The organism is Lysinibacillus sp. KU-BSD001 (assembly GCF_042920265.1).
Taxonomy (GTDB): domain Bacteria; phylum Bacillota; class Bacilli; order Bacillales_A; family Planococcaceae; genus Lysinibacillus_B.
In genome coordinates, this window is sequence record NZ_JBDQZI010000014.1 from 1 (window position 1) to 19,463 (window position 19,463).

The 19,463-nt window shown below is 38.5% G+C and carries 20 protein-coding genes and 1 riboswitch; of the genes, 7 read left to right on the forward strand and 13 right to left on the reverse strand.

The annotated features are described in order from the left end of the window. Positions 1-527 precede the first annotated feature (527 nt). From thpR to AAGS61_RS16970, 4 genes are all read right to left on the reverse strand, one after another. Positions 528-1,094, reverse strand: a complete 567-nt coding sequence (gene thpR, locus AAGS61_RS16955; RefSeq protein WP_391374557.1) for an RNA 2',3'-cyclic phosphodiesterase — start codon at positions 1,092-1,094, stop codon at positions 528-530. A gap of 226 nt (positions 1,095-1,320) precedes the next feature. Further along, positions 1,321-1,809, reverse strand: a complete 489-nt coding sequence (locus AAGS61_RS16960; protein ID WP_391374560.1) for a PaaI family thioesterase — start codon at positions 1,807-1,809, stop codon at positions 1,321-1,323. Between the two features lie 50 nt (positions 1,810-1,859). Further along, positions 1,860-2,852 carry a zinc-binding dehydrogenase gene (locus AAGS61_RS16965; RefSeq protein ID WP_391374563.1) on the reverse strand — a complete coding sequence of 331 codons (993 nt, stop codon included), beginning with the start codon at positions 2,850-2,852 and terminating at the stop codon, positions 1,860-1,862. A 360-nt stretch (positions 2,853-3,212) separates the two neighbouring features. After that, on the reverse strand, positions 3,213-3,779 hold the full coding sequence (locus AAGS61_RS16970; RefSeq protein ID WP_391374566.1) for a cupin domain-containing protein: 567 nt from the start codon (positions 3,777-3,779) through the stop codon (positions 3,213-3,215). Positions 3,780-4,022: 243 nt separating this feature from the next. Here AAGS61_RS16970 and AAGS61_RS16975 point away from each other — a divergent pair, with 243 nt between their 5' ends. After that, positions 4,023-5,726: a methyl-accepting chemotaxis protein gene (locus AAGS61_RS16975; RefSeq protein ID WP_391374569.1), complete on the forward strand. Its 1,704-nt coding sequence runs from the start codon at positions 4,023-4,025 to the stop codon at positions 5,724-5,726. 202 nt (positions 5,727-5,928) lie between these two features. Next, on the forward strand, positions 5,929-6,615 hold the full coding sequence (locus AAGS61_RS16980) for a zinc transporter family protein (RefSeq protein ID WP_391374815.1): 687 nt from the start codon (positions 5,929-5,931) through the stop codon (positions 6,613-6,615). A 161-nt stretch (positions 6,616-6,776) separates the two neighbouring features. Here AAGS61_RS16980 and AAGS61_RS16985 read toward each other — a convergent pair whose 3' ends face one another. Genes AAGS61_RS16985 through AAGS61_RS17005 form a run of 5 tightly spaced genes read right to left on the reverse strand, consistent with a single transcriptional unit; the run spans position 6,777 to position 10,495 of the window. Beyond that, a complete protein-coding gene (locus AAGS61_RS16985) occupies positions 6,777-7,796 on the reverse strand; it encodes a ThiF family adenylyltransferase (RefSeq protein WP_391374571.1) in 1,020 nt (339 codons plus the stop codon). Next, positions 7,793-8,560, reverse strand: a complete 768-nt coding sequence (locus tag AAGS61_RS16990; protein ID WP_391374574.1) for a thiazole synthase — start codon at positions 8,558-8,560, stop codon at positions 7,793-7,795. Before AAGS61_RS16990 ends, AAGS61_RS16985 begins: the two co-directional genes overlap by 4 nt. A 3-nt stretch (positions 8,561-8,563) precedes the next feature. Then, entirely contained in the window at positions 8,564-8,767 is a 204-nt protein-coding gene (gene thiS, locus AAGS61_RS16995) for a sulfur carrier protein ThiS (protein WP_391374576.1), read from the reverse strand. A gap of 14 nt (positions 8,768-8,781) precedes the next feature. Continuing rightward, positions 8,782-9,894 (reverse strand): glycine oxidase ThiO, encoded by a 1,113-nt coding sequence (gene thiO / locus AAGS61_RS17000; RefSeq protein WP_391374579.1) that lies wholly within the window; start codon positions 9,892-9,894, stop codon positions 8,782-8,784. After that, positions 9,878-10,495 (reverse strand): thiamine phosphate synthase, encoded by a 618-nt coding sequence (locus tag AAGS61_RS17005; RefSeq protein ID WP_391374582.1) that lies wholly within the window; start codon positions 10,493-10,495, stop codon positions 9,878-9,880. Before AAGS61_RS17005 ends, thiO begins: the two co-directional genes overlap by 17 nt. A gap of 105 nt (positions 10,496-10,600) precedes the next feature. Then, positions 10,601-10,710, reverse strand: a riboswitch (TPP riboswitch). Between the two features lie 901 nt (positions 10,711-11,611). Between AAGS61_RS17005 and AAGS61_RS17010 the strand changes: the two genes are divergently transcribed. Continuing rightward, positions 11,612-12,028, forward strand: a complete 417-nt coding sequence (locus AAGS61_RS17010; RefSeq protein ID WP_391374585.1) for a DUF1284 domain-containing protein — start codon at positions 11,612-11,614, stop codon at positions 12,026-12,028. A 158-nt stretch (positions 12,029-12,186) separates the two neighbouring features. Here AAGS61_RS17010 and phaC read toward each other — a convergent pair whose 3' ends face one another. The 3 genes from phaC to AAGS61_RS17025 form a co-directional block, all read right to left on the reverse strand. After that, positions 12,187-13,284 (reverse strand): class III poly(R)-hydroxyalkanoic acid synthase subunit PhaC, encoded by a 1,098-nt coding sequence (gene phaC / locus AAGS61_RS17015; RefSeq protein WP_391374588.1) that lies wholly within the window; start codon positions 13,282-13,284, stop codon positions 12,187-12,189. Positions 13,285-13,326: 42 nt separating this feature from the next. Further along, positions 13,327-14,103, reverse strand: coding sequence for a 3-oxoacyl-[acyl-carrier-protein] reductase (fabG, locus tag AAGS61_RS17020; protein WP_391374590.1), 777 nt, complete (start codon positions 14,101-14,103; stop codon positions 13,327-13,329). Between the two features lie 81 nt (positions 14,104-14,184). Beyond that, positions 14,185-14,616, reverse strand: coding sequence for a polyhydroxyalkanoate biosynthesis repressor PhaR (locus AAGS61_RS17025; RefSeq protein WP_391374593.1), 432 nt, complete (start codon positions 14,614-14,616; stop codon positions 14,185-14,187). A gap of 218 nt (positions 14,617-14,834) precedes the next feature. Between AAGS61_RS17025 and phaQ the strand changes: the two genes are divergently transcribed. After that, a complete protein-coding gene (phaQ, locus tag AAGS61_RS17030; protein ID WP_391374596.1) occupies positions 14,835-15,365 on the forward strand; it encodes a poly-beta-hydroxybutyrate-responsive repressor in 531 nt (176 codons plus the stop codon). Positions 15,366-15,434: 69 nt separating this feature from the next. Continuing rightward, positions 15,435-15,932: a hypothetical protein gene (locus AAGS61_RS17035; protein ID WP_391374599.1), complete on the forward strand. Its 498-nt coding sequence runs from the start codon at positions 15,435-15,437 to the stop codon at positions 15,930-15,932. A 223-nt stretch (positions 15,933-16,155) separates the two neighbouring features. Here the strand turns inward: AAGS61_RS17035 and guaD are convergent, their stop codons facing one another. After that, a complete protein-coding gene (gene guaD, locus AAGS61_RS17040) occupies positions 16,156-17,520 on the reverse strand; it encodes a guanine deaminase (protein WP_391374602.1) in 1,365 nt (454 codons plus the stop codon). A gap of 321 nt (positions 17,521-17,841) precedes the next feature. Between guaD and AAGS61_RS17045 the strand changes: the two genes are divergently transcribed. Both AAGS61_RS17045 and AAGS61_RS17050 read left to right on the forward strand, forming a co-directional pair. Next, on the forward strand, positions 17,842-18,558 hold the full coding sequence (locus tag AAGS61_RS17045) for a FadR/GntR family transcriptional regulator (protein ID WP_391374604.1): 717 nt from the start codon (positions 17,842-17,844) through the stop codon (positions 18,556-18,558). A 188-nt stretch (positions 18,559-18,746) separates the two neighbouring features. Beyond that, on the forward strand, positions 18,747-19,463 hold the full coding sequence (locus tag AAGS61_RS17050) for a (Fe-S)-binding protein (RefSeq protein ID WP_391374606.1): 717 nt from the start codon (positions 18,747-18,749) through the stop codon (positions 19,461-19,463).

A 19,463-nucleotide genomic window follows, 5' to 3' on the forward strand; every position in this document is an offset into this window, starting at 1 on the left:
ATATCTATCACCTCTAGTAGTAAGTGCTAATTTTATTTTCAAGAATATCTTTTAATTTTATTTTATAAAGAAAAAAGACTGTAGACAAACTCGAAATTTTCGAGTTTGTCTACAGTCTGAGCCTATTTAAACAATAGGCTAACAGGAAAATTATAATAACTTCAGCATAGATGTCGATTATCCATTTTTTAGTTTGTGGAATGGGTGAACAATCAATTTGCTATGTAGATTTTAGTCATCTTCTAAAAGAGGAAGCGGCCTTTATCCGTAAATAAAATAGCATACTTTTTTCACTAATCAACAGATGTATCACTGACTATTACTAATCTACTTTTACAGTTCAGTCATACTAGCATCTAACGCCTTAGATCTGTAATTTTGCATCTCTATTGTTTAATAGATCCACCTATCATTACCCTTAAATTACCATAACATATTTACTTAGTCAATTTATTCCTTAATTTAACTATTTTATCATTCAATATGTTTCTTAAGATACGAACAAATTCTCACGTTAAACCAACCTTTTATTTAATGGAGATTCTTATAACTGGCTCATATTTAGGGATTTGTTCCATATTTGTTTTATACAATACGATTTCTTCTACATGAAAAGATAATGGCTTAGCTTGAAAGGGATTATACTTTGTTAATAGCTCCTGATCGAACCTTTCAGCACTAGACCATTTCCGTGCGAATGTAATATGAGGATGATACGGACGTGTATCTAACGTAAATCCAGCATCTAAACATTGTTGCTGCACAATGGCTTGCAGTTGAAATAATGCATGTTCCTCGTTTACTGCTCCCCAAAAAATGCGCGGTGTTTGCTCATTGCCGAAAATATTCAGCCCTGTAATTTGCAAAGAAAAGCTTTGTCCTTCCGTTATAGCTTCACCTACTAAATCAATCACTGTTTGCAGTTTTTGCTCTTCTACAGCACCGAGAAAAACTAAAGTAATATGATAATCATCCATATGTACCCAGCGGTTAAACTGAAAAATATGTTTTACATGTAGCATCTCCGCATGAATGATTTTCTTCATCTTATCTGGTAATGGCACGGCCCAAAAATAATGTGGATTTTTACTCATTTGATCCCTCTTTTTAATATATTTCGATTTCTCTTACTAAAAATGATTAATATGTTACTTCCCTTCATTCATATTGTTAGCCATGTTAGTCATCATTATGTTCACTAGTTTCCGTCATTTAAGATGATTGTAACTATTCTATATGAAGAAAGCCCGAAAAGCTTTATCGCATTTTCGGGCTACAGTAGTTATGATACGAGTGAAATAATGGTAATGTTTTTAGTTTTTATTCTTCCTTCCGAAATGTTTTAGGCATTAACACAACGATTACTTCTCCTGTTACAACGAGTTGATTATCCGCGAATACTTCAGTGTACACTTTATACTTTTTCGGATGGATTTCTTCTATTGTACCGATTGCCTTTAACGGCCCGCCCATTGGGGTTGGTTGTTTATAATTTACTTGCAACGAGCTTGTTACAAAGCGTGGTGGGTTCACCCCGTCACCTATTTCATGTCCATTTTGACGATGCAAATACAAAGAGGCTGAACCGGCACTATGGCAATCGATAAACGATGCAAGCGCCCCACCATACACAAACCCAGGAATTCCCCCTGTATACTCTGGTCGTGGTGTGTAAATCGTAATCGTTTTCTCGCCAAGCCAGCCTGTACGAAGATGATGCCCCTGTTCGTTTAATCGTCCACACCCATAGCACCCAGCAAAATCATCTGGATAATCATCTTGAATCGCTTTAATCACTTTTTCTTCCATGTTTCTCCCCCCTATGTATAGAAAATCTTTAGTTTTTCCTAGTTACCCCTTTAATCAATGACAAACCCGATTTTCCCTAATTGCTGTGCATTTTCTAATCGCTTAAATGCTTGTTCAAACTGCTCCAAAGGATACATGGCATCGACAATTGGTGTGATTCCGTGCTGCTTTATAAATTGCAGCATGTCACGAAATTCTTCTGCACTACCCATTGTTGAACCTAAAAGGCTAAATTGACCATAGAAGAATGTGCGAAGATCGAGTGGCACCACATCCCCTGCTGAAGCCCCAAAAGTGACGATTGTCCCACCTGGGCGAAGCTGCTCTAGTGACTTATTAAACGTCGCCGCGCCTACACATTCAATGACAAGGTCTACCTTTTCTCCACTGAATGCCTCGTTCCAATCTGAGTTGCTATCAATTGCCTGATCAGCACCCATTTCTAACGCCTTTTTACACTTCTCTTCTGAGCGCGATGTTACATACACAATAGCCCCAGCTGCTTTCGCAAATTGTAATAAAAATGTCGCGACACCACTACCGATACCAGGAATGAGTACCTTCATGCCTGGCTGTACACGTCCTCTCGTAAATAATGCTCGGTAAGCTGTAAGTGCTGCGAGAGATAATACACCCGCTTCTTCCCATGTTAAATGCTTCGGCTTTGGTACTGCATTTTCAGCAGGAATGACAACATATTCCGCAAACGTCCCATGAAACGGTAGACCGAGAATTTCAAATCCTTCAGGTGGCGCATCACTCTTTTCTTTCCAGCCAAGTCCTGGATTAATGACAACTTCATCACCCATTTGAACATCGGATACCCCTTCACCAATCGCATCAATGATTCCTGCACCATCTGACCCGATAATAAGAGCGGGATCCGTCGGTTGATGACGGTTAAGGACAAATAGATCACGATGATTAAGTCCCGCTGCTTTAAGTTTTACTCGCACCTCCCCTGCTTTTGGCTGTACTTTTTCTATCTCTCGATATGTAAGACCTTCAAAGCCTATTGTCTTTTCATGCACAACTGCTTTCACCTAGAACACTCCTTATTTTTCAATCCGATTATTACTCTATTAAATTAGCCAATTTCTTTCATAATCATATACTAAATATACAGACTATTCAAAATTTAAAATCCTTAGCGTATAAAACTAAAGAACAAAAGCGCTAAAACGCCTGCTCATCCCCGACACGCGCTGGAGAATCCCGACAAGTGTGCTTGCTACATGTAGGAGGGAGTCAAAGCGTCGCGAGGGGATGGCACTTTCGCCTAGACGTAGATGCTCTTTTCCACAACCGTTATCCACCATGCGACATTTTATAATTTCCTTAACAATAAAAAAACCCAACTCATTCATATGAATTAGGTCGTGAACGTGCACGATATAACGGTCTTAATGATGTCTGTCTGCACGCATTGCATCTTCTTTCGTTACATGTACCGTGCCAAATGGATGTTGTAGAGGGGCATAAATTGAGTAAAGCTTGAGCGGGATATTCCCTGTATTCGTCAAGTTATGCCATGTGCCAGCTGGGATAATAATGGCATCATCATCCTGTACAGTCCTTACAAATTTTAACTGTTCTCTTGTTTTCCCCATTTGAGTAATCCCTTGCCCTTGTTCAATCCGTATAAATTGGTCAAGTTGAGGATGTATTTCTAATCCAATATCTTCTCCCGGTTGAAGGCTCATCAATGTCACTTGCAAATGCTTTCCTGTCCATAAAGCCGTTCGGTACGTGTTATTCTGTTCTGTTGCTTCATGTATATTAATGACAAACGGGTTCGGTCCGTAATCTTTTAACTCCATATGACTTCTTTCCATTGTAGATGAGTCAAATCCAAATGGGTACGTACCATTCATTGTCATCCCATAATTCAGCTGTCCCATACAATTACACATCGGCATAGACATGTAAGGAGAAGCTGGATATGAATACATCCAAGGTGCATAGTACATTTTGTTCCACCCTTTCGTACATTTCTCTCATTATCGTATGCAATGTTGTGAGGGAACGTACTTACTAATCACGTTATACTATACAACAACATTATCTTGTGACTTTTTTCGCACATTTTTTTCTTCAATAGGAAAAAAATACATTATTCTAATTTAAAAATATTAAATTAGCATTATAATAAAATAGTAGGTATAGATATATAAACAATTAGTCATTTATGGAAGTTTTAAGGGGAGCTTATCATGCGTATTACTCAATTAAAATCAGTAAGACAAAAAATTTTAGCAGGTTTTGGTGTTGTTTTATTGCTCATGTTAATGTTATCAAGCTATCTCATTTTAACAATGAAGTACATCCATCAAAAAACTGACATAGTTATTAAAGATGAATTGAACTTGCTCGTATTAGACGAAAAAATGGCATTCAATATTGCAGAAAAAATTGCATTAGCGCGTGGTTATGTACTAACAGGCGATGTAAGCTATAAAGAAGAATTTGAACAATACAGCCAACAAACAATTGAGTTAGAAAAACAGTTAATGGAACACTCAGATTCCACGCAAGTGAAAAACCTTATTCAATTAGGCCAGCAGTGGCAAAATACAGTCGAAAATCAAGTATTTCCTTTATACGATCAAGGAAATGTAGAAGCAGCAATTTCCTTATTAAGTGGTGAGGCACAAATACATGCACGCGAATTAATGTCAGGTTACAATGAAATGACCGCTAATCGCGAAGTAAGAATGGAAAACCAAGGAGAAGAAATTAGCAAATTAGGTACTAGTATTATGTTGGTCAATGTAATCTTCATTATCACCATCATAATCATCGGCTTAGTTATTGCCTTCTATGTCACAAACAGCATTGTCAAACCCGTTAACCGTGTTATGCACCGACTCCAAAAAATTGCCGATGGAGATTTGAGTGATCAAGCACTTACAGTCAACTTAAAAGATGAAATTGGTGTGCTAATGCATGCTACCAATGCTGTCAGCGAAAATAATAATAAACTACTGCAGCAAATTCAACAGACTGCTGATGACCTATATCAAGGTAGCCACAAAATTTCATACTCAACAACAGAAGTGAGTAAGGGGTCTGAACAGATTGCCATGACTATGAATGAGCTCGCAACAGGTGCGGAGGCACAAGCAAATCTATCAGGTGAAATGGTAAGTAAGATTGAATCATTTACACAAAACATCAATGAAATTAATGACAACGGACAAAAAATGGCGATTCAATCGGATGAAATTCTTGAAATGACAACTCATGGTCAACAATTGATGAATCAGTCGCTTTCTCAAATGGCAATGATTAATGATGTCTTTAAAATATCTTTTGTGAACGTACAAGAACTAGGAAAACAATCACAAGAAATTTATCAACTCGTTGCGGTCATTGAAGAAATTTCAGCCCAAACAAATTTACTTGCACTGAATGCTGCTATTGAGGCAGCTCGGGCTGGGAAAGCTGGAAAGGGCTTTGCTGTGGTGGCATCTGAAGTAAAAAAATTAGCAGAGCAAGTTTCTCATTCGGTTGTCAATATTACTCAAATTATCGATAAAATTCAGTTCGAAACACGTACTGTCACAGACTCGCTTCAAAATGGCTATACAGAGATTGAGAAAGGCTCTGAACAGATGCGCGTAACAAGCGAAACCTTTGATAAAATCAACCAAGCCATTCATCTCGTTACACAAAATATTCAAGATACATCTTACCGTATCAACCAAGTAACAGCAGACAGTGAAAATGTCGGCAAAATAATTGAAGAAATTGCCGCTGTCACGGAAGAAGCGGCGGCAGGTATTGAAGAAACAGCTGCTTCTGCTGAACAATCCAGTAGCTCCCTGCAAGAAGTAGCAAGTCGTGCTCACCAGCTTCTCGAAACAGCTGAACAAATGAAAGCAGGTATCCATCGTTATAAGCTAAGAGGTGAATAAAACATCACGACTACAAAAGCTATACAAAATTTCACGATTTAAAATTTTGGACCAGTGCGTAAATGTACTGGTCTTTTTGATGGATAGGAAAGTATATGTTTTCAAGGAACGACACATAAGAATATACCTATTTCCCGCACATATAATTTACAGAATCGGTCTTCGATTACTCTCGATAGAAAGAAGGATACTATTGAATGTCATGATTGTGAGTGGCTTTATTTTTTTAAGTGTCAGTATTGGTGGGGGCATTGCTTGGCTCTTTTCAGCGCTATTTCGTCAGACAACACATCATTTATCGCTACTATGTGGCGGGTTTTTAATTGGACTACTTCTACTCGAAATTATCCCTAGTTCTTTACAGATGTATGAGCTGTTAAGCCTTATACTTGGTTTTCTCATTGGGCATCTGCTATTTCTTATATTGCATCATTTTTTCTATCAGACAAATTTGCAAAAACAATCTGTCTACTTGCTCACTATTGCTATACTGATTCATACGATTCCACTTAGCCTCACGATCGGCAATTTACTTGGTAATGCGACACTCGGGATTGCTCTTACAGCTTCTATCGTGCTACATCATCTTCCTGAAGGCTTTGCCATCACTACGATTATGCTCTCACAAGGGGAAAAACTTCTCGGATTGCTTCTTTATTTCACAGGATTTGCCGCTTTCTTTGGTGTGTTTGTCTGGCTTGGTTATTATACGAATCTCAGTAATGTATCTGAAGGGATCTTAATAGGCGTTTCCATTGGGTTAATCGCTAGTACTAGTATTTCTGAATTTATTGTACATAACATTCGAGCTACATCGAAAATCAATGTGCTAACTTATCTGCTAATCGGCTATTTACTCAGCTTTGGATTTCATTTAGTCATTGGGTAACAGAGCACTTCATACAATGAGACCTTCAAAAACATCCCCCTCAAGCAATAGTACGCATCACATATCAGGTATCTCTGGACATGGTATAAACACTTTAAACAAAAAGTCATAGATAAACCACGTATCTTGAAGTCGATACGACAAGTTTATCTATGACTATATTATTTTACCCCGATTTGCATAAATCGATTATACACCGCTCGTGCTATTTTAGGGTCCGTGACACTATGGATAATGGCACGCCCGTCCGCAAAAAAGACGATTCGACAATCCTCAAAGTGACACGATAGCAAATACGGGTTTAACACAAGGTTTGTAACTTGATCGTTTATGTTGTTCGCTATCTCTTCCAATGAGTATGTTTGTGCAATGCCTGGTCTGAGTTGAACAGCATCTCGCCCGCACAGCACATGTGTTTTCATTTGATTTTCAAATTGTAAAAAAGGATACGTTGGCTGCTCTCCGCAACTTGGACAAGAAGGGTTTTTTAGCTTTTGCACATTGATTTCAGCTCGTTCATCTTTCCAAAGATCGATGGATTGTACAATAGGTACCATTGTTTTTCCAGCAAACCATTTGAATACTTGTGTCACCTGATAGGCAGCTGTTACTTGCACAATCGGGCTAATGACACCAACCGTATCACACGTCATGGCATCTATTGGCAAATGATTGAGTAAACAATGTAAACAAGGTGTCGCTCCTGGAGTAATCGGCAATGTTAACCCGTAACTCCCTACACAAGCACCAAATATATAAGGAATTCCTTGCTTCATCGCTGCATCATTGACGATTAAGCTCGTTTCAAAATTATCTGTTGCATCTACGACAATGGCATGATCTTTCATTAATTCTTCAATATTGAGCCCATGTACATCCTCAACAATGCCTATAATAGCAATTTCACTATTGATTTGCTCCAGTCGTTTTTTAGCAGCAATCGCTTTTGGCACTTTCTTTTGAACATCTTCCTCTACATAGAGCTGTTGCCTTTGTAAATTGCTCCATTCCACATAATCTCGGTCGACAATGGTTATCTGCCCAATCCCAGCCCTCGCTAGCATTTCAGAGCTAGCCGAACCAAGTGCTCCTGCCCCAATAATGAGAACCTTCGCCTGCTGCATACGTTCTTGCACATGCTTCCCTAAAAATAATGCTTGTCGTGCATAGCGGTTGTTCAAGATGTCACCATTCCCGTTGTTGGGCTACTTGCCACAGCGTATTCTTTTTCTTCGATTCTTCCTGCCTCAAATCCTAGTCTGCCAGCTTCTACGGCTAGTTTCATTGCTTCTGCCATTTTCACTGGATCTTTTGCACCTGATACGGCGGTATTCAGTAACACTGCATCGGCTCCTAGCTCCATTGCATAGGCAACATCCTTAGGGGCACCAATCCCTGCATCGACAATAACTGGAATTTCGGACTGTTCAATAATAAATTTCAAATTAAGAGGATTAATGATTCCTTTGCCAGATCCAATCGGTGAGGCACCTGGCATAATGGCATGGACACCCAGATTTTCAAGGCGTTTCGCTAGCACTACGTCATCCGATGTATACGGCAATACGATAAACCCTTCCGCAAGCAGCATTTCAGACGCTTTTAATGTTTCAATCGGGTCTGGTAAAAGTGTACGATCATCGCCAATGACTTCTACTTTAATCATGTCGCATAACCCAGAAGCTTTCGCCAGTTTGGCAATACGCACCGCTTCTTCCGCTGTTTTAGCCCCTGCTGTATTCGGTAGTAACGTGTATTTCGTTAAATCTAGTTGCTCCAGAAAATTCGGTTGTTCCGCTGAAAAAATATTCATTCTTCTCACAGCAAACGTTAAAATTTCTGATTGTGATACTTCTACTGCTTTTTTCTGTACTTCAAATGATGGATATTTCCCAGTTCCTAATAAAAGTCTTGATTGAAACGTACGATCTGCAATTTTTAACATATTTCATCCTCCTCCAACAAAATGAACAATTTCTACGACATCGCCATGTGACAGGCTAGTCGTCTCATAATTTTCTTTTGTGATAATTTCCTGATTTACTTCTACGACAACAATGCGATTTTCTAAATTGTAATGAGCTAGCAATCCTTGAACAGTCTGAACTGTTTCTGGCAGTTCAATTTGTTTTCCATTTACAATTATGAACATGCTTTCATCACCTCCTAAACAGTTAATGGCTTTTGGCGGTCAAGTCGAAATGCCTCTATCCACTCTTTTTTCACGTCTCTTTTCAAAATGAGATTGGCAATCATCTCACCTGTTGCGGGAGCTAACAAAATGCCATTGCGATAATGCCCTGTTGCAAATAAAATGGATTCATCTTCTGGATGATGACCGATGAATGGCTTTTGATCAAACGTTTGTGGTCGTAATCCCGACCAAACAGCATCGATGTTCATATGAGCACTAGTAGGCAATAGCTCTTTCGCTTTTTGAATTAATGTTTCGATACCATTTAAACTTACTTGTTCTGTCCAGTCGTTCTCTTTCATCGTTGCGCCAATAACAAGCTTTCCGTTATTTCTTGGAACAATATAGTATTTATCATGGAAAATCGTATGCTTTAAAACAGCTTGTTCATCCGTAACGGATATACACTCCCCTTTGACTGGCGTCATTTGATGCTGTAAACCTAGCTCCTTAAAGAAAGTAGTGCTCCAAGCACCACTGGCAATCACAACGCGCTTTGCTTCCACAAGTCCTCGTGTTGTTTCAATTAGAAAATTGTCATGCTGTTTTTGGATGTGTAGCACCTTTGTATAGTCAAAAATGGATGCTCCAAGAACTTGAGCGCTTTTAGCAAAAGCCTGGCATACACCAATCGGTAACACATTAATATCGTCTTGGATATATGCTGCACCTACTATATGAGGGGAAACATCTCGTTCTAGTTTTCTTACTTCCTCTGCTTCAAGCCATGTAACAGTAGGTTGCGCTAACATGGCCGCTAATTCTTTTTTGTCACGATCAGAAAAGGCAAGCTTTAAAATCCCGCCCTTTCTATACCCCAAGTCGATACCACTTAACGCATATAATTCCTCTTTTAACTTCGAATAAAGAGACTGACTATATCTTGCAAAAGGGAAAAAAACATTGACATCCCCTTCACACTCCGAATGAGCACCGAGCATGCCTGCCGCTGCACTTGTCGCTTTTGCGCCGATTTGACTTTCCTCAAACACCGCTACGTCGATTTGCTCTTTTGCTAAATAGTAAGCAATGGCACTTCCAATAATCCCGCCACCAATGACGGCTACTTCATAGCTTGTTTTCATATTTGACCACCTCATCGAATTGACTTGCTGCAGCGAATGGATTTTCTGCCGAAAAAATACCGGACATCACAGCAATGCCGTCCGCTTGTATATGTTGTAATGCCTGTACTTGGTCTAACTTAATCCCACCAATTGCAAAGACAGGAATCTTCAAATATTTTTTCATCTGAAGAATCGGGGCAAGACCATGCGGAGCCTTTCCTTTTTTGCTATTCGTTTCAAAGCAATGACCATATAACACATAGTCAGCCCCTTGTCGCTCCGCCTCTTGTGCGCCTTCATAATCATGTACAGACTTCCCTACCTTGATATGTGGAAATAACGCCTTCACCTTTTGTACAGGTAACCCCTTTTCTGGCAAATGCACCGTTTGAATGCCACTACATAATGCAACATCCAATCGATCATTTAAAATAAGCTTCCCTTTTTCAATACCACCCTCGTCTAAATAGTGAAGCAATGTCATGACTTCTTTTACTGTCTTTGTCTTTTCTCGTATTTGGATAAAGTCGACGTTGTGCTGAATTTGGAGTATTTTCTTTGCCAGTTCCAGCACTGTATGCGAATCATCCGTTACTGCCATCAGCTTCATGTTAGACATGCACCCTCCTTTTGGCGATTTTTACAAATAAAAAAAACCACTCTCCTGAAAAGGAAAGTGGTTCTGTTTGAATAAGATCCATGTACAAAAAAGTACACAAAAAACCCCAACATCACTCTACTTCCCTACGCAGATACAAATCTGATCAGGTTGTGAGGGTTTAAAAGTAACTACTTTCTTCTCAGCCCTTATCAAGGGATCCCCTAGTAAAATTTCAATTTATTCAATTATTATGAATTTAACCATCATTCTATTACACAAATGTTGAAATAGCAAGAAGGCTTTTCAAATATGTTACAAGTATCTCCACTTCAATTCATGTCGTAATCGCATAAGTTCTCCCTTTTCATATAGATATTTATGTTCTCTTATCTAGGTATCTCGTAATGAGCAAAAACTCATCCTAAAAATACCAGGTCAATAGTACAAGGTATGTATCATAGCCTCCGCGCTTTGCCACAGCCTACACAGGAGCTAAAACAGGCACGGCCTGTTTGGATCTCCTGTTCCTGCTCCTGACGCTGCGCTTTCGTCGCAAAGAAAATCTTGGCTCCTGTGGCTATGGCGCGCTACGGCAAAAGTGAATACTTCTCGATATGCTAGAAAACCAGTTCTCTTCTCTAAAAGAAATCAATTTCTTTCTATTTGCAAGTATAATTGCCCAGCCTCTACCGTAATGAATGAGCAGCTTTCTTTATTTTTAGCAACCGATTATTTATGAAACAATAGTTGCTTGTAGCGGAGGCACGAGAGTGTAGCTGACGGCATACGCCTTTCGCTACAGAGCAAAGCTTCCTACGGGAAAAGCGATAGAAGAACAAAGGCTAAAACCGTCACGTCCTGTGACAACGCCTTTGTGACCAACATCATGTTGGCCTCAAGACCCCGCAGGAAATTTATTTGCGACGAAAGCGCAGCGACAGGAGCAGCGAAGGATGAGCGACGAGGAGGCTTGGTCTCGCCCGTGGAAAGCGAGTGCCGCAGCGGAAAGCAATGGTTACTCAAATGGAAATATATATTTGTGAATTTTCTCATTATGAGTAGTATGATAAAATATAAGTTAACTACTAACACAATAATGTTTACATAAAATCATTACATACGGAGGAAAGTATTATGTACAAACTACGCGGGCATCACCTTTTTTGCCTTTTAGGGTATCGAGGAATGGGCTACTCTAAAGAATACGTAGAAAATATGACGCGCATCCATCAAACATTGAGAGCTAATCCAAAAACACTTGTGCAGCTTGTTAAAGGCCCTGATCATTTATGCGAAAAGTATCCTAACTCTGGCGAATATCATTGTCAAGATGACAATATTTATGATAGAGATGCTGTCATTTTAGAAAAGCTCGGTCTTCATATTGGACAAATTGTAAGTTGGGAAGACATTGAATCCTCCGTCCAACAACATGTCATCCCAAGTGATATTGGCATCGTTTGTGAAACATGTTCTTGGCGCTCTTACGGGGTATGTGAGGAAGGGGTTCAGCGAATTACTACAGGAAACGGGTTGTGGGAAGTGAAATAGACTGCATAAACGTCTCTTTACTTGTAGTATGATGCTTTCCTATAGCAATCTCCCCTGTTACTACCCTTGATTTTTTCAAAAAAAAATACGTAAACAGACAAAAGAAGCACTCAATCATTTTGGCGTACAAAATGATTGAGTGCTCTCTTTTTTAACGACTAAAGTGAATTTTCCTTAAGCCATTTTTCAATATAAGGATAAATTTCATTTACTGCACGACGACCTGTACATACAGAAACGTGACCTGTTTGCACATCATGCAATGTCTTATTTTTGCTTGATACTTTATCATTCAGTGGCTTAATTTGTTGTGGTAAAACGATATTGTCACGAAGAGCACAAATATTCAATAGATTCGCTTTAATATTAGCTAGCTTTACTTGTTGTCCACGGACTTCTAATTCATCATTCATTAATTTATTATCCTGATAAAAGTCCCCAATCCATTGTCTATATGCTTCACCTGGGAAAGGCACGCCATCATTCAACCATTTTTGCATTAATTTCCAATTTAAAACCGACTCTTCATTATCCACACGATTCGCTAAATTGATATATGTCCCTAATGTATTAGAAACTGGACTTAGCAATTTATTTCCATAGTCAATCATTTCAAATGGAATATTGCCTAATGTATCAACTAGTTTATCTAATTGGAAATAATCTTTGTCTAACCAGTTCGTATATAAACCGGCATCTTCAAAATCGATTGGCGTTGTCATTAATACTAAATTACGAATTGGCAGGATATCATTATACAAGGCTGTGAAAATAGCCGTCATTGTACCGCCCATGCAGTATCCAAACATCGTAATTTCTTTCGCATTGGAAATCTTCAATATTTTTTTCACTGCTCGAGGTATATAGTCGACGATATAATCATCTAACTTCATATGACGATCTTCGTAACCTGCTGTACCCCAATCTAGTAAATAAACATCATGACCTTGCTCCGTTAAATGTTCAATGAGGCTGTTACCCGGATAAAGATCCAAAATATACGGTTTATTGATCAGTGCATAAATCATTAAAATCGGCACTTTATTTGTTTTTTTCGCATTTGGCTGGAAGCGGTATAGCTTCGCTTTATTTTTTGTCCACACCACTTCTTTTGGTGTTTGACCAACTTGTGGATCAGCATCCTTCGTAAGCACTGCACTTACACGTTTGAATCGTTCAATATCACTTGAAAATGGGATGGAATAAGCAAAACGATCCATCCATTCCTCAAATGGCTTTGTATCTAAGTTAATCATGGAACTCCTCCTAGTTAATGGTTTCTATTGGCGCGCTAAAATTTACATGTATAATCCACCATTAACATTAATTGCTTGGCCGGTTACAAAGCTTGCTTGCACTAAATATAGAACGGCTTCTGCCACTTCACTTGGTTGACCTAATCGTGGAATCGGCACTTTTGAAACGATTGATTGTTTTACATCTTCCGGCATCTCTGCAACCATCTCTGTTTCAATATACCCTGGACAAATGGCATTTACAGTAATCCCTTTGCTTGCTGTTTCTAAAGCTAAAGATTTTGTAAAACCTAGTAAGCCTGCTTTCGTTGCAGCATAGTTCGTTTGACCAAATGCCCCCGCCTGACCAACGATTGAACTAATGTTAATAATGCGCCCAAATTTTTGTTCCAACATATGTTCAATCACTTGTTTTGTTGTATTGAAAACCCCTGTTAAATTGACATCTAATACTTGATCCCAATCTTCTTTTTTCATTTTACGGAATGAACGGTCTTTCGTAATACCAGCATTATTAATCAAGATATCCACTTTACCGAAGTGCTTGATTGTTTCATCAATTAATTTTTGCGTATCTTCTGGAACGGCTACATTCGCTTGAACCGCTAAAACTGTCCCATCATTTTCTTCAATTTGCTGAACTACCTCAAGCATACATTCTGTCCCTTGTTGATAAGTCGCTACTACTTTTGCACCGTTTTTGGCTAAAGTTTTTGCGATTTCTGCCCCGATACCACGTGATGCGCCAGTCACAATCGCCACTTTCCCTAGTAATGGTTTTTGAATCTCAACTTGGTTTTCTTGTAATAATACTGACATTAACAATCTCTCCTCTTAATTTAATATTCATTTGCTTTTTCGAAATATCATTTACTTCGATTTTTTGTAAATATATTTTACTTAGCTATTTGAATTACGCGGAGGCGAAGCAGGAGGGGTGCTCGGTTTAGAAAGTAATTCAATGACCGTATCCAATTTTTTATCTAATTTCGTGACAGCTCGCTTTAAAGACTCAATTTCTTTTGTTGTATTTTCTGTTACGTTATCTAATTGATCTTCTAAATCAATAACTTTCGTTTCAACATTGATAATTAATGATGCCGTATTGGCCACATCCTCACGAGTAGGGACATTAATTTGCTTCAAGTAAGACTCTGTAATGACATTAAAAAATTCCTGTTGCTGTAAATATTGACTTTGTACTTGCCCTAATACTTCCGAAAAAGATTTTTGTTCTAACGTCTCTTGAATAATATCACGCCAAGAACTTTCTGCTTTGTCATACAAATCTTTCCATAAATTGAAAGCTTCAAATGGAGTTTTATTGGTCAATATAAATCCTCTCCTATTTTTAGAATTTTCCCAACAATTAAAATTTACCACATATGTAAATTTTTTCAATATGTTATTGTGACAAAAATATTATTTTTACACAAAAACACAATTGTAATTTTTGGTACTAATAATTTATGTATGTTAATTGTTGACAAAATATTCGTGTAGGTGTAAATTACACTTATAAGCTAATTAACTATAGGTGGTGATAAATCATGAAATCAGAGGAAAGTAATGACAAAGCAAAAAATCCGAATATTGGGGCACCTAAAAATTTTTTAGTTCCGATTATGTTATTACATCTTCGTGAGTGGAATTCGCACGGCTATGAATTGATGGAAAAATTAACGACGTTTGGCATCAGCTCTGTAGATCAAGGTAATTTTTATCGTTTATTAAGGCAGCTTGAGAAAGATTCACTTGTCACATCCGCTTGGGATACAAATTCAAGTGGGCCAGCAAAACGTATTTATTCCATTACGGAAGCAGGCGAACAATATTTAGATATGTGGGCAGGTTCTTTAAATCAGTACCAAAAGTTATTGAACAATTTTTTCAATCTATACAATCCTTTTTATACTCCAAGTCAGTCACTTCAAGAAAAACAACAAACCGTAACAGCTTCAGCAGCCAAAAAAACTACTCAGACTACTACTATCCCAGAAACGAATGCAACTAAACAAAATACAACTGTTCGAAAAAGAAGAAATACGAGAACTGCTAGACAAACGAAAAATGAACAATAATCTTTGGGTGTTATGCACTTCGTTGCATTCATTATAAAAAATAAAAGGTAATTAACAGGAGGCACAATGATGAACAATGATGTATTACTAAAAAGTATGGATACTCTTTGGGATGGATGGTTAAACAGCTTTAAATTAGTTCACCAATTTCAAGATGAAGTAGAGAAGAAAGCTATACAAGCAGTCGAAAGTCAAAAAGAATGGCTAAAATCTACTGTGTCTACATTAAATTCAATTGAGGAAGAATCGAAAAAAGCTTCGAAAGAATGGCAAGATAAAGTAAAGGTCAGTTTAAATGAGATGAATAAAAATAAGCAATTAGATCAAGTAACAAACTGGCTTGACAGTTTACAGGACATTAACGAAAAGGTACAATCCTTCACGTGGAAACCGAACCATGCTATCTTAGATCTTCTTGAAAATTCACAAGAGCAATGGGAAGCGACAGCTAAAAAAGCAATCGAACATCAAAAACAAGAACGCAGCGAAGCGTTCAAGAAGATTGAAGAGCTTGCTGGTGAGTTAAAAGAAACACATAAACGTCTATTAGCAGTAGGCAAAGAGTAATAGTAGCTATTACCCTTTTACCTAAGCATTTGCCTTATACGCTTTTAGGCACTACTAGGTTGTGACAGTGGCAGCTGTCACAACCTTCTTTAATGGAAAATGCTCTTACCTAAATAGTAAAGGTTCTGTTGCATATGTGCAATCCATTTGGCTATTCAATTAGATGCAAGGTTACATGGAGCATAGTGGATGTAATATGTACACTATTTTAATAAACCTTCGACTAACGTGAATGCACCTTTTCTCCCTGTACCCATACTTCACGAATGTTTTCTGGGCGGGCTAAATACATCATTTTTTGGAAAATGTCGTGTAAAGGCTCATTCGCCTCGTAAATTGGTAGTCTAGCTGACGGAATCGTCGTATCAATCACTTGAACATCCCACGTATAATTCTCAGCTAAGCGCCCGATTGGTAAGCTTAAGCTCTCTCCTCCCCCAGCAGTGGCGAAGTAAAAGGCTTCATTTACGGTAATGCGTGCATTCGGTACACCGCGCTCATTTGCAGGAAGCGCTGGGTTCACCCCATCCTCTAACATACGAGAGGACATGACCGCTTGACGAATATTATCAAACAGACTAGGAGAAAAACCACCTGAAATGTCGGAGCCAAGACCAATTTCAACCCCTTTTTCATGGAAATGCGCAAGCGGAATGACGCTATTGGCAAAATACGCATTGGAAATTGGGCAATGACTAATCGCCGTTCCTGTTTGTGCAAATAAGTCGGCATCGGCATCATCTAAGAAATTACAATGCGCCATGACTGATTTTTCACGTAAAAGCCCAAAATCATGTAAGGCAAAGGCATCATTTTTACCATAGCGCTCTTGTACATACTGGTGCGCCCAATCACTTTCACTACAATGCGATTGAATATACGTATCGTACTTAGCCGCTAATTCCCCTAAGCCTTGTAGCCCTTCACTTGTACAACTTGGGATAAAACGCGGTGTCACAACAGGGTAAACACCTTGCTTTACGGACTTCGCTAATTCCTTTACCGCTACGATAAATTCCTCTGTATCTACTAGCGCCGTCTTCGTATCAGCATCGCGATAATAGGCTGGATTCTGTTCTGGATCGTCCATCACGACTTTTCCGACTAATCCCCGTTGTCCTTTTTTCGCACAAATTTCAGCAAGCAAAATACTGGCTTCCTTATGCACTGTCGCAAAATAAAGGGCCGTTGTTGTACCATTTGCTAATAAAGTACTGACAACATCCTCATATACCTTCTTAGCAAACGATACATCTGAAAATTTCGATTCGATTGGGAATGTATAAGTGTTTAGCCAATCGAAAAGCGGAATATCTAATGCTGTTCCCGATTGTGCCCATTGGGGTGCGTGCACATGTAAATCAACAAATCCTGGAAGGAAGTACTGCCCTTCCTCTAAACGATGGAAGTTGTCCTTCCCTTCATACATACTTAGTAATGTGTCATAATCTTCATCTGCTGGTGCAACCACCTTTTCAATCATGCCCTCTGCATTGATACAAAAAAGATGATTTTCTAATATGTGAAGTTCCTTTGGAGAGTTGCTCGAAAAAGCAGTTCCTTGAAAAATATGTGTGTAGTTCGACATAGATGCTCCTTCAATATTGTAGTATTCGAATGCTATCAGTATAGAGGGTTTTTATAAAAAAGTCGAAAGTATAATACTAGGTAACTTTGCTTAAATTTCATATGTTCATAGCTGATATAAGTGTATCGCAATCGTCACAGGATTCTCCCCTCTTTCCTGTTGCATTGGAGTTAACCGCTTCTACATAAATTTCTTTCACAATGCTGACTTATGACAACCGATTGTGCTTACACTACTAACTTCCTCAAAATTTTTATTTTCAAATTTCACAAGCAACTTCATGTATAATGAAAACAATGTCAATAACAAAGAGGTGTAACTTTGGCCTATAAAAAAATTAAAACGAAAAAGATTTACGAAGAAATAACGGACATGCTACTACACTCTATTCGTTCAGGCGAATTAAAGCCAGGGGATCGATTAGATTCCGTTGAACAACTGGCAGAACAATTACAGGTAAGTCGACCCGCTGTTCGGGAAGCACTTTCTGCTTTAAAAGCGATGGGACTGATTGAAATGAAGCAAGGGTCTGGCACATTTGTGAAAGAAACACCAAAGCAAGAAATTATTTTTCCATATGCCCCTCAATTAACAAAACAAAACATCGAACATTTACTGGAAGTGCGGAAAATCCTTGAAGTAGGGACGGCTGGCTATGCTGCTAAAAATCGTACTGAAGAAGATCTCACTACGTTAGAAATCATTTTAGAACAAATGAAACATGCACACGGTAATGAAGAACTCGGTGAAAAAACAGATTTCCAATTCCACTCCGCTATTGCAAAAGCATCTCAAAACCCTATGCTCGTCAATCTACTCAACCAAGTGTCTGAAACGATGATTGAAGCGATGCGTGAAACTCGCCGCATTTGGCTATATTCCAAAATTACAACGAGTGAGCAACTATTTGAAGAACATATGAGCATTTATGTGGCTATTAAAGAAGGCAATGAACTATTAGCACAGCAATGTATGGATTTACATTTAGAAAATGTTCGTGCCACTTTAATACAATATTTCGAATCAACGAACGGTTAAAAACATTTGTGAGACGGAGTGTTTGCGACCACCGAATGAGCTGTCCAACAAGTAGGATGGCTCATTTTTTTGAAAATTCCGCCTAAAGCGCTTTCTTTTTTGTTGATTTCTGTAGTAATATACTTATCAAACACTTAAGTCATCAGATGACCTGTTGAATTATACGAATATAATAAGGGGTGGAAACTTTGAAAGTTACTCTTTTTGCTACATGTTTAGTCGACATGTTCCAAGGGAATGTCGGAAAAGCAACTGTCGAATTGCTTGAACGTTTAGGGTGTGACATTGATTTTCCAGAAAATCAAATTTGTTGCGGGCAGCCATCATACAATAGCGGTTATGTTGAAGAAACGAAGAATGCGATGAAAAAAATGATGACTGCATTTGAGCATGCGGAATATATCGTTTCGCCTTCGGGTTCCTGTGCTTATATGTTGAAAGAGTACCCAGAAATTTTTAAAGAAGACCCGATTTGGGCACCAAAAGCACAAGCACTTGCAAATAAAACATATGAGTTAACGGACTTTATCGTTAACATTTTAAAAGTGGAACATGTCGGAGCGAGATTAAACGGTACTGCAACGTATCACTACTCATGTCATATGACGAGACTGTTAGGTGTGAAAGATGCACCGTTGACATTGTTAAAAAATGTGGAAGGCTTAACTTTTGTTGAGTTACCAGGTAAGGACCGTTGTTGTGGCTTCGGCGGAACATTTTCTGTGAAAATGGGGAACATTTCCGGACAAATGGTTGATGAGAAAGTGCAAGATGTCGAATCGACAGGGGCGAATTATTTAATTGGGGCAGATGCAGGATGCCTGATGAATATCGGTGGGCGTATCGGTCGTGAAGGGAAACCTATTAAAGTAATGCATATTGCAGAAGTATTAAATAATCGCTAA